Raw genomic sequence first — 11,294 nt, 5'->3', positions numbered from 1 at the left:
GAAGTTCGTTGTATTTAAAACAGCGCTAGCAATACCACAAGCATCTAAAGAACCATTATCTACATCTGCACAAGCAATTAAACCAACTCCATTCTCATCTAACTTCACCACAAGGTCTTTTACTAAAACCGAAGGAGCTACAGAGTCCATTACAGTAACTTGTGCATCTACTGAAGCTATATTTCCATGAACATCTGTAATGGTTAATGTTACCGTATTTACACCAATATTAGCACAGGTAAATAAATTTGGACTAACAACTAAACTTTCAACTCCGCATGTAGCTATAGAGTTATTATCTACATCAGCAGCATTTATCGTTGCATTACCTGATGCATCTAACTGAACTGTTATATTTTTTGCAGTAGCAGAAACTGAACAATTATTCACCTCTATATTAAAAAATTGATTAACGATTCCTCTGACATCAACATGATGATGTGTATCTTCAGCTTGAACATTAATACTATTATTTCCCGCATCAGCTGTTGTTGGTATTCCTGACAAAGTTGCCGTTCCATTACCATTATCTACAAGAGTTAACCATGTTGGCAATGATATTCCTAAAATTGAAATTTGGTCTCCATAAGCCTGATCGGGATCTGTAATTTGAACCGTGTAAGAATATGGCTGTCCAACATCCGCTGTCAACACTGGTAAAGAAGCAAAAACTGGAGGTGTATTTATAAGTTGATTGATCTCATGTATGGTTTCGTCACCATAACTATCTCTAGCTGTAAAGAAAACATGTTTATGCCCCCAATCAGCTGCCGAAGTAGCCCAAGTAAACGTTCCTGAAGTTGGATTAGAAGCTACTGTAGGTATTGTAGAAAAGTTTGCCCCTGAATAAATTGGAATTGGATTTCCCATAGAATTTTTCCCTTCTACTGAAACTATTTGAACTACATCCGTAGGATCTGGATCAGAAGCTTGTACCGTATAACTAATCAAATCTCCTGGAGTATACACCGTATGGATACCGGACGCAGGTGTTGGAGGAACGTCAAACGTAGGCTTTAACGAAACATTTATAGAAACACTTGTAGCAACTTGTACTCCATTATTATCTTGTGCCGTAAAATTGATCAAAAACTGACCAAATTGAGAAGGAGTTGGCGTCCATGTAAACACATGACTTATTGGGTTGGCTGCGGCACCAAAAGCAGGAGAAACAGAGGCTCCTATTGGCAATCCAGCGGCAAACATTGAAACAGTACTTCCTGGATCCGTATCAAAAGCATTTAAAGGAAACGAAATTGTTTGTCCTGGTGCTGATTGATAAGCAAAACCATTTGCAGGTGTACTATTATAATCAAATTCTGGAGGATTAGACTGTTGCGTAATCTGCATGATAAAATCAACAAGAATTTCAGAACCCTTAGAATCTCTAATTACAACTGCTGTATTCCATAATTGGCCTATAGAAGTATTTTGTGTACTCCAATTAATTTGACCAGTAGTAGGATTAATACTTAAACCAGATGGTTGCGTTCCATTCCATCCATCAGCAGTAGTTGCCAATCTATAAGTTACTGAATCTCCATCTGGATCGGCTACAGGAATTGCAAAGGTAGCTGTTGGCAAACCTACTTGTACATTTACTATCGCTGGAACTGAAGTAACAGGTGAATTATTTCCCGAACCTACATTTACAGTAGTATATACATACCAACTTCCGTTTGCATTGTTGGATAACCCACCAATCTTAGCTCCTCCACTATAATAAACTTTATAGCTTCCATCAGCAGGAAACGTATAGGATATTTCTCCGGAGTAATACTCAGCACCATTAGCGTTACCTGTTAAGTTTTGAGGAACTGAACCTATGCTTCCGTAGGAATCACCCGTAAATTGAAGATACACTCCAGGACAGCAGCGCCAACCTGTATTTGCTTTAAATATAATAGTTCTCCCCGTTGGGTCATTTCCATCTACTCTATAACTAATGTCACCATATCTAAAATGGCTTGCAAAAGCTACAGAAGTTACAAGAAAAAAACCTAGTAATACTAAGCTTTTTCTAAAAATAAGTAAGTTTTTTTTCATAATTAAAAGTTTTTAAGCCCCAACAATACAAACGTATTTACGACATCTATTGCAAGAACAATTGGTTAATTATTAAACAGTGAAATTTTAACAAAACTAACTTAAAAAGAAAAAAATCCGATTTATAAAACGAACAAATTACTAATTAATTAGTGAATGAACTTTATACTTGAGTAGGCAGTATAAATTACATAGTGAATAAGAAAAACTTTTATTAAGTATTTAATTTAACGATTCGTAAACCATAAAGATATAATTATAAACCAAATTTCCCATACTCAATATTGAGTATATTTAGGAAAAATATTTAATTAGAGTGCTCAAGAAACCCTCTTTTATGTGTTTAAACTTGAGAACTATTTTAATCTCACAAGTACTTCTTTAGCCACTCTTTCACTATAAGAATTGATCTTCCAGTGACCAGGACTCCAACCTTTTAGAAATCTGTGGAAATCGGTCCAGGCCACCGGATACAATTTGCGCCATTCTTTTTCTAGTTCTTTAAAATTAATAGACTTCGAAAAGCTTGGCCTACTCGATTTATCAACAGCAATTTTCAATTGTTCAAAATAATAGGTCAAAATCGGTTCTTCTAATTTTTCGCAGTCTTCTTCATGCAAACAACTTCCTACAAAATAAGCAAGGTCTTTCATTCCACAACCACCGCCTACATATTGAAAATCGACAGCAGCAACTTTTTCTCCATTTTCAGAAAAACAAAAATTAGCTAATTTGGCATCTCCATGAACCAAGGTTTTGTAGTTCGCATTATTTAAAAGTGCATCTACTTTCGAAGCCTTTTCTTTTAAAGGAATATCTGACAAAACGTCTAATTCCTCTGGCCTAGTATCTAAATGCCAATAGCTGCCAATTTCCCATAAGTCTTTTGGGTTTGTATGTAAATAAGCGGCATGAAAATTAGCCAACCATTGCAAACAAATTTGAATTTCTTGCCAGTTTACCGACTGTTTTCTTATTGGGTAACCGACAGCATCCAAATCTTCTAGCACCATCAAAACTTCCTCTTCAAAAAAATCAACCGCCAAACAATTGGGGATTTTTGCCGAGTCTAATTCCGAAGCAAAATCTTTATAAAAATTACTTTCTACAGCATAAGATTTTATTTTTCTTTGATGAGAAATATCGGTATTCCAACCTCTTGGGTGGTTTTCTGTTTTTGGTAAGCGAACATGTTTTAACACCACTGTTTTGTGCACAGAATCTTGCAAACCCACACGTATAATTTTACCATATCCACTCCACAAGCTTTGAATCATTTCTATTTCAAAATAATTGCTTGCTCCTGTAACTTTTAATAAAGTAGCAACAAATTGTGAGTTCATAATTTACTTATTGCTTAAACGAATCTGTTTTTTTATCGTAGTGGTACGGACAGTGCTTGCATCCACTTTTACAGCAATACCCTCTTTTTAAATGAAATTGTTCTGTAAACACACGGTAACCGTCTTCATTCCAATAAAAATCTCCTTCTTCTAACGGAGCTAAATTAAAGCCAGACATCTGTTATTTTTTATCTTGTAAAGCAAAAACTTTTTGCAAAAGTGCTGATGTACGTAACTGCACATTTTCTCTAATTCCTTTTTCTTCAACAGCAATCATGGTAAACACTCCTTTTAAAGCTTCTTGCGTTACATAATCTGTTAAATTCGGATTTACATCATTTACAAACGGAATGCTGTTGTATCTTTTTATTAAATTTGTCCAAATTTGATCTGCTCCTACTTTGTCGAATGATTTCTTAATTACAGGATTAAATTTAGCATACAAATCGGTCGTTGTTTTACTTTGTAAATAGGTTGTTGCTGCATTTTCATTTCCCAACAAAACAGATTTCACATCTGTAAAACTCATATTTTTAACAGCAGCTATAAAAATTGGTGTTGCTTCTTTTACGGCATCTTCTGCGGCTTTGTTCAATACTTTTAATCCTTCATCTGCCAAATTTCCTAAACCAAGATCGCGCAAAGTTTTATCTACTTTTTGCAACTCTGCTGGCAATAAAATTTTCACCGCTTCATTTTTATAAAAACCGTTTTCTTGAGTTAGTTTAGTTACCTGATGCTGAATTCCATTTCCTAATGCTTCTTTTAAACCATTTCCTATTTGGGCGTTTGACAAGACCGCTTCTTTAGAAATTGGTAAATTATTTACAATTGTTTGTAATTCTGCACAAGCTGTTAATTGGATCAACAAAACCAGTAAACCTATTTTTTTCATCATTTGTATACTTTTAAATATTCGGCAAAAATAAACTTTCTAAGACAACTCATTTTTTATTATGAAATTATTTTGCATTCTTCTGCATCTTTTTTGGAACAATCCCGTCTTATGAATAACTTTAACCTATAAATGTTAGAAATTATGAGAAATACAAATTGTACATGTGAATGTAAAGCATGTAAAAACGGACAATGTAGCAACTGTACTTGTGAATCGTGTACTTGCACGAATTGCAACTGCTAAAAACAAATCAACTTTAGATTTCAGTATTCTTGAATTAATAAGAGCTACTGAAATCTATCGTTTTATTAATTGTACCTTGATAGTACTTCAAAAAAAAGCAGCATGGAAACAGAAAAAATATGGAAGGAATTTTCCAATTCTTTACTGAAATTTATTCTAAGTAAAGTCAAAAACCCCACTGTGGCCGATGATATTTTACAAGAGGTTTTTATAAAAATACATTTACAAAAAGAAACACTTCAAAAAAAAGATCGATTAAAATCGTGGATATTTACAATTTGCAACAATACCATAAATGATTATTTTAGAAAACATACGCTTGCAACAACCAATGAATTAAAAGAGGCAGCCGACACAAGTAAAAACGAAAATCACGACGCCAAAGACTGTCTGTTACCCCTTATTTTAAATTTGCCGAAGCATTACAAGGAGGCTTTGCTGTTAAGTGAACTAAAAGGTTGGAAACAACAAGCGGTCGCCGATCAATTAAAAATAAGTCTGCCAGCTGCTAAATCAAGAATTTTACGAGGCCGTGAAGCTTTGAAAAAAGGTTTTATTGCTTGTTGTGATTACACACTTGATGAACATGGCCATTTAATAGGAGAACACAAAGACAAAGCTGATTGCAAGGTCTGCTCCTCTTAAACAAGATCCCTTAAATTTCCTTCTGAACTACAACTAAAATCGCTAGATTTGCTAAAATTATTTTTAGCATGACAGAAGATATTTATGGAGACGCTTTGTTAGATTTTCAACAGGGCAATTATTCAGAAGATATTACCACTTATTCATCTATCACTGAAGATGACAGCATTCCTTTGGCTTATTTATTTAGAACTTTTTCTGACATGCCGAAACTAGAGCAAATTGCTTTAAACCACTGCAAGGGAAATATTTTAGATATTGGCGCAGGTGCTGGAAGTCATTCTTTGTATTTACAAAACCAACAAAAAAACGTTACGGCTTTAGATATTTCTAAAGGAGCCATTGCTGTTTGTCAGCAAAGAGGTATTTCTCAAAGTAAAGCCGAAGATATCTGGACGTTGAAAGAAGAAAAATACGATACACTTCTGGCCTTAATGAACGGAACGGGAATCTGTGGAAAACTAGAAAACCTCGGCCCTTTTTTAAGTCAACTTAAAAGTATACTCACTACAAACGGACAAATATTGATTGATTCTTCTGATATAATTTATATGTTTGAAGATGAAAATGGAGACCATTGGATTGATAGTGAGCAAGCTTATTATGGTGAAGTAACTTTTCAAATGGGCTATAAAGGAAAAAAAACACCAAAATTTGATTGGTTATATGTCGATTTTAACACATTGCAACGCTGTGCCAATTACAACGGTTTGCATTGCGAACTACTTGCTGAAGGAGAACATTACGACTATCTTGCCAAATTAACAATCCTCTATAAAACAAAAAACAGATCATGAAAAAAATCGTTTTACTTATATGCTTTCTTAGTACCGTTACTGCTATTGCACAAGATGCTTACACTAAAAAAATAACCGCTTTTCAAGAAAAATTAATTCATGAATACGCCACAAAAGATTCTTCGCCTTTAACTAAAAAAGACCTATCTGATTTTAAAGCCTTGCCTTTTTTTAAAATTGATAAAAAATATAAAATATTAGCTTCTTTGCAACTTACACCAGAAGCGCCCATGTTTCCATTAACGACTTCAACAAAAAGAAAACCTTTGTACAGACAATATGCTATAGCGCGATTTATTATTGACGGTGCGGGTTACCAATTGAGTATTTACAGAAGTCAAGACTCTAAAATGAATCCAGAATACCAGGATTATTTGTTTTTGCCTTTTAAAGATTTGACCAATGGAGAAAGTTCTTATGGAGCTGGTAGATATATTGATGTTTTTATAAGTGATATCGTGAACAATCAAATAATTATCGATTTTAACAAAGCTTACAATCCTTATTGTGCGTATAATTATAAATATTCTTGTCCCATTCCTCCCGCAGAAAACCATTTAGACATTGCCATTGAAGCGGGCGTTAAAAATGGAATATTGAAAAAATAATTCTGCTCTTGAATTTTATTAAAGCCTAAAAAAAGCGATACAGATGTATCGCTTTTTTAGTTAGTTTTCTTCTCCACTTCTCCACTTCTCCACTTCTCCATTTCTTACTTATTCCTTATTCACCAATCAATTCCTCTATATAAAAATCGGCAAATAAAAGTTCCTCATCTCGCAGGTCTTCCGCTTTTAACAAACTCCTATAAATTCCCCATTTAGGTCTTGCAAAATCGGCACCTGGCCTCCAATTTATTATTGCATCATCCCTAAAGGAAAATAATACGGTATCATCTTTAACATTTTTGATTTCAATTTCATACGTTCCAGACCTTCCATATAAAATGGTTTCCGTTACTTCTACCCAATTTCCAAGAAATGGTGCCAACGACTCTTGATCTAAAGTAATTTGCTTATCCGTTTCTGCATAACGCAACTCCAATTTATCTGGACTGCCTTTTCTTGTCGTCAACGTATACATAGGCATACTTGCTAAATCTCCCCCAACCGATTTTATCTGATGGATATGGGTAAAACTTGATGAGGATTGAAATCCGAGTGGCAATTTAAACTTCCATTGATAAACAACTTTTTCATTTTCTACTCCTAATAAGTTATCAGGAGAACGGTCATAGGTTTTGATTTCATTCCGTTGTCGATCAAATTTCTGACAGCGATCATTATCTGGACTTGTATGGATAAAAAATCGAAAAACATTGCTATCTAAATCCGCATCAAATATTTCATCAATATGCTTTCCAAAATCTGAATGATTGCAATCTGGAGTTTCTATAGGGCTGTAATTTGGAGCCAAAACAGATGTAATTAATTCGTAGGTATTTCCTGGTCCATCAGCCTTTAGAGCAATTCCTTTGCTTGTTTCTTCACTTTCTTTTTCAAGTTGAATAGTTACTGAATTATTAGTTAGATTTGAATCCTTGTACATCGACATAAATTCAGTTTTAATAGCAACTGCCAGCGTAACTGCTGTCATGTCTTCCTTAAAATCTTCTTGTTTTACAATTTTATCTTCGTCTAAACCTGCAAAATCATAACTAATTACATTTTCAAGTTGTTGTGTCAAATCGTTCGTATCAGACCAACGAATTAAGTTTACAGAGGAAGTAATAGAAATATCCATTGATACGGGTTCTACAGTATCTATGGATTCTTCATTTTTTTTACAACTTAGCAAGTTGAAATTCAAAAAAAATGATAAAAATACAAGTAAGGACGTCCGCATAAATAAAGTCATAAATTAGTTTTTATAAAAATAACCTTTTTATTCCTTTCCTCAATACTCCTTAAAAAAGCAGTTATTCCCTAGCAAATACTTCGTCTGCATCAATCCAATTCCATTTTCCGACGACGGTACCTTTGTTTAGCGTTACAATTCCTGGATTGGCTCGAATAATTGTTTTAAGAGTCGTTTCATCACAAAACAAAAATTCAAAAGGCAAATTTTGATCTTTTTGCAACTGTACCAAATCACTTGTAGAAGAAGCAGAAACTCCATAAACCAAATAGCCTTTTTCTTTGGCTTTTTGAGCAACTTCCTGCAAGGCTGCAAAACCTTGTTGGTCACTTTCGTTTATATCAAAAGCAATAACAAGCATGGCCTTTTCTGCCGACAATATTTTATCTGTTAAGTCGCCATCTACATCCGATTCTAAGAAAAAATCGTGCACTGGTGGCAATTCATCACTCCCATCAACAAACTCCATTCCCTCTTGAATATTTTTCCCAATCGCATAGGCTCTAAAATCGATAATTGGTAAATGCACCAACACATGATAAACCACATAAGAAAAACCAACAAAGAAAGCGATGGTTATATTTCGTAAAATCTTATCAGAAAAAATAGCGTAAATAGCCCCTTTTTTCACCAATAAGAATAAAATAAAAACAATTAAAACTACATTTTTATAAAAGGTTTCCCAGGTACTTAATTTCAAAGCATCGCCAAAACAGCCGCAATCTGTTACCTTATTATAATAGGCAGAATACCAGGTTAAAAACAAAAACAACAAAGTAATACCAAAAAGTGCCCAAACCGTTATTCTACGTTTGTAACCTATCAATAAAGTAACACCTAGCATAATTTCTGTCAATATCAACAGAATTGAAAATGGCAAAGCATAGGGAATTAAAAATTCCATATTCAATACATCTGCGCCAAAATATTCTTGAAATTTATAAGCAGAACCCGTAGGATCAACCAATTTTACAAAACCAGAATACAAAAAAGTAGCGGAAACTAAAATTCTTATGATAAAAACTAATATTCTCATAACGTATTTTTTATTATTATTTAAAACCTAAATTACATGACTTTAGCAGGAACTCCAGCTAACACAATATTATCTGCTTCAAAAGATTTTGTAACACATGCAGAAGCACCAATCTTTACATTATTGCCTATTATTAGTGGACCTATTAAAGTGGCATTGGCTCCCATATAGCAATTATCACCAATAGAAAAATTGCCGTTTTCTGCTCTCTTTTTTAATCCTATAAAATTACCTCCTGTCAATAATAAATTTTCTCCTATGACAGATTGCCCTGAAATTACCACCCCACAGGCAGGATGCAAAACCAACAGTCCCCCTTTAATACTGGCCTTATAATGAATGTCTACATTTGAATACATTTGAATCATATAAAACAGAGGAATAAAAGGAACTCTTAAAATAGGATAGTATTTTTTAAATACTAAAAACAAACTTCTTTCAAATCTATACATAAAAATTCCCCAAAACACTCTACTCATCCATACATGAAGTATACGGATTTTATACTTTCCAAGCATCTTTGTCAAATCTTTACTGAAATACTGAAGTTGTGTCATTTAATACTTTTGTAAAATCTTATAATTCTGCTTGTCCTAAATGAATCATTGCAAAAATGGCATAATTAATCATGTCTTGGTAATTGGCGTCAATTCCTTCCGAAACTAAGGTTTTCCCTTGATTATCTTCAATTTGTTTGACACGTAATAATTTCTGTAAAATTAAATCGGTCAATGAACTTACACGCATATCTCTCCAAGCCTCCCCATAATCGTGGTTCTTGTTTTCCATCAAGCTTTTTGTAATCCCAATATGTTTTTCATACAAAGCAACTGCTTCTTTGGTATCAATATCTGGCTGGTTGGCAATTCCTTTTTCAATTTGAATAAGCGCCATGATGGCATAATTGATAATTCCAATAAATTCAGAAACCTCGCCTTCATCAACCTTTCTAGTCGCGTTTTCTTGCAACTGACGAATTCTTTGGGCTTTGATAAAAATTTGATCCGTTAAAGATGCCAAACGTAAAATACGCCAAGCGCTCCCATAATCGGTCATTTTATTTTCAAATAAAGTTTTACAAGTGGCTATAATAGCATCGTATTGTTGAGCTGTGTTTTGCATAGGTAAGTTTCAAAATAATTATGTAAATTTCGCTTCTGTTTTTTATCCTTTTCAGAAGAAAAATAACGCAAACGAAATTATAAAAAACTTTATCAAATTCCATAGAAATCTGTTTTTTTATCTCCCTTAAAATGAGCACTATCAACTGCAAAGGCACTTTAATTGATTTAGCAACCCCAAAAGTAATGGGAATCCTCAATATTACTCCCGATTCTTTTTTTGATGGCGGCAAATACAATGCGCCAGAAAGTATTTTAAAACAAGTAGAAAAAATGTTGATAGAAGGGGCTAGCTTTATTGATGTTGGGGCTTATTCTTCTAGACCTGGTGCTACGCATATTTCTGAAGAAGAGGAACTAGAGCGTATTGTTCCTGTTATAGAATTGCTGATACAGCATTTTCCTAGTATTTTAATTTCCATTGATACTTTTAGAAACAAAGTAGCTAAAGAATGTATTGAAAAAGGTGCTTGTATGATCAACGATATTTCTGGTGGAAATGCAGATGATGCCATGTTTGAAACCGCCGTTTCATTGCAAGTTCCTTATATTTTAATGCATATGCAGGGCACACCACAAACCATGCAAAACAACCCTACCTACTCAAACATCACCCAAGATATTTTAAAGGATTTTTCTGAGAAAGCTTTTCAATTAAAAAAAATGGGGCTACACGATTTGATTTTTGATGTTGGTTTTGGTTTTGGAAAATCAGTCTCTGATAATTATGAATTGCTAAAAAACTTAGACCTGTTTCAAAGTTTAGATTGCCCAATTCTTACGGGAATTTCTAGAAAATCGATGCTTTACAAACCTTTGGATATTTCTGCTCAAGATGCGCTAAATGCCACCAGTGTTGCACATACTATTGCGCTACAAAAAGGAAGTCAGTTGTTACGTGTACACGATGTTAAAGAGGCTGTAGAAACAATCAAAATTTTAGAATTATGTCCTTCATAAATTACCACAACAAAAAATTTAGAGTGCGTTCCAATTCTGAAAATGGAGCACTAAGCACTCAAATGATTTTTCATTACCAGCAAACCGGAACTATTCTAAGTTGTAGCTATTCAGACAGCACTATTATCAAAGGTGAATTATTAGGTTTGGTCAATACTGATGGCAGCATTGAAATGAGTTACCAACAAATAAACTTGAAGAAAGAATTAATGACCGGAATTTGTACTTCAACTCCAGAAATTCTTGCCAATGGAAAAATCTTGTTGCATGAAAAATGGCAATGGACTTCTGGCGACAAATCGGTTGGAACTTCTACGCTAGAGGAACTTTAGTTTTCAAGAACTAAAA

13 protein-coding genes are annotated in these 11,294 nt (G+C 33.9%); 5 read left to right on the top strand and 8 right to left on the bottom strand.

Annotation, left to right across the window (positions count from 1 at the left end; translation table 11 throughout):
* The 4 genes from FGM02_RS16245 to FGM02_RS16235 all read right to left on the bottom strand — a co-directional run.
* Nucleotides 1-2,046: putative Ig domain-containing protein (locus FGM02_RS16245; protein WP_139959548.1), on the bottom strand; the 2,046-nt coding region annotated here is incomplete at its 3' end.
* A 356-nt stretch (nt 2,047-2,402) separates the two neighbouring features.
* On the bottom strand, nt 2,403-3,389 hold the full coding sequence (locus tag FGM02_RS16240; RefSeq protein WP_139959547.1) for an oxidoreductase family protein: 987 nt from the start codon (nt 3,387-3,389) through the stop codon (nt 2,403-2,405).
* 7 nt (nt 3,390-3,396) lie between these two features.
* Nucleotides 3,397-3,567 carry a DUF5522 domain-containing protein gene (locus tag FGM02_RS18115; RefSeq protein WP_166461207.1) on the bottom strand — a complete coding sequence of 57 codons (171 nt, stop codon included), beginning with the start codon at nt 3,565-3,567 and terminating at the stop codon, nt 3,397-3,399.
* A gap of 3 nt (nt 3,568-3,570) precedes the next feature.
* Nucleotides 3,571-4,284 (bottom strand): DUF4197 domain-containing protein, encoded by a 714-nt coding sequence (locus FGM02_RS16235; protein ID WP_139959552.1) that lies wholly within the window; start codon nt 4,282-4,284, stop codon nt 3,571-3,573.
* A 348-nt stretch (nt 4,285-4,632) separates the two neighbouring features.
* Here FGM02_RS16235 and FGM02_RS16230 point away from each other — a divergent pair, with 348 nt between their 5' ends.
* The 3 genes from FGM02_RS16230 to FGM02_RS16220 all read left to right on the top strand — a co-directional run bounded on the left by FGM02_RS16230 (nt 4,633) and on the right by FGM02_RS16220 (nt 6,580).
* Nucleotides 4,633-5,175 carry a sigma-70 family RNA polymerase sigma factor gene (locus tag FGM02_RS16230; protein WP_139959546.1) on the top strand — a complete coding sequence of 181 codons (543 nt, stop codon included), beginning with the start codon at nt 4,633-4,635 and terminating at the stop codon, nt 5,173-5,175.
* A gap of 68 nt (nt 5,176-5,243) precedes the next feature.
* Nucleotides 5,244-5,972, top strand: coding sequence for a class I SAM-dependent methyltransferase (locus FGM02_RS16225; protein ID WP_139959545.1), 729 nt, complete (start codon nt 5,244-5,246; stop codon nt 5,970-5,972).
* A complete protein-coding gene (locus FGM02_RS16220; RefSeq protein ID WP_139959544.1) occupies nt 5,969-6,580 on the top strand; it encodes a DUF1684 domain-containing protein in 612 nt (203 codons plus the stop codon). The genes FGM02_RS16225 and FGM02_RS16220 overlap by 4 nt, the downstream gene beginning before the upstream one ends.
* A 115-nt stretch (nt 6,581-6,695) precedes the next feature.
* On the opposite strand, the gene FGM02_RS16215 is transcribed toward FGM02_RS16220, so the two are convergent.
* The 4 genes from FGM02_RS16215 to FGM02_RS16200 form a co-directional block, all read right to left on the bottom strand.
* On the bottom strand, nt 6,696-7,829 hold the full coding sequence (locus FGM02_RS16215; protein WP_208021540.1) for a hypothetical protein: 1,134 nt from the start codon (nt 7,827-7,829) through the stop codon (nt 6,696-6,698).
* Nucleotides 7,830-7,890: 61 nt separating this feature from the next.
* Nucleotides 7,891-8,865 (bottom strand): DoxX family protein, encoded by a 975-nt coding sequence (locus FGM02_RS16210; protein ID WP_139959543.1) that lies wholly within the window; start codon nt 8,863-8,865, stop codon nt 7,891-7,893.
* 32 nt (nt 8,866-8,897) lie between these two features.
* On the bottom strand, nt 8,898-9,422 hold the full coding sequence (locus FGM02_RS16205; protein WP_139959542.1) for a serine O-acetyltransferase: 525 nt from the start codon (nt 9,420-9,422) through the stop codon (nt 8,898-8,900).
* A gap of 19 nt (nt 9,423-9,441) precedes the next feature.
* A complete protein-coding gene (locus tag FGM02_RS16200; RefSeq protein ID WP_139959541.1) occupies nt 9,442-9,987 on the bottom strand; it encodes a DUF1599 domain-containing protein in 546 nt (181 codons plus the stop codon).
* A 131-nt stretch (nt 9,988-10,118) separates the two neighbouring features.
* Here FGM02_RS16200 and folP point away from each other — a divergent pair, with 131 nt between their 5' ends.
* On the top strand, nt 10,119-10,946 hold the full coding sequence (gene folP / locus FGM02_RS16195) for a dihydropteroate synthase (RefSeq protein ID WP_243739435.1): 828 nt from the start codon (nt 10,119-10,121) through the stop codon (nt 10,944-10,946).
* Nucleotides 10,934-11,278, top strand: coding sequence for a n-acetylglutamate synthase (locus FGM02_RS16190; RefSeq protein ID WP_139959540.1), 345 nt, complete (start codon nt 10,934-10,936; stop codon nt 11,276-11,278). Before folP ends, FGM02_RS16190 begins: the two co-directional genes overlap by 13 nt.
* Nucleotides 11,279-11,294: the final 16 nt, after the last annotated feature.

This window comes from Flavicella sediminum, assembly GCF_006381105.1.
In the GTDB taxonomy this organism is placed as follows: domain Bacteria; phylum Bacteroidota; class Bacteroidia; order Flavobacteriales; family Flavobacteriaceae; genus Flavicella; species Flavicella sediminum.
The sequence above is the reverse complement of the archived record's forward strand: the minus strand, read 5'-3'. Positions and strand labels throughout refer to the sequence as shown.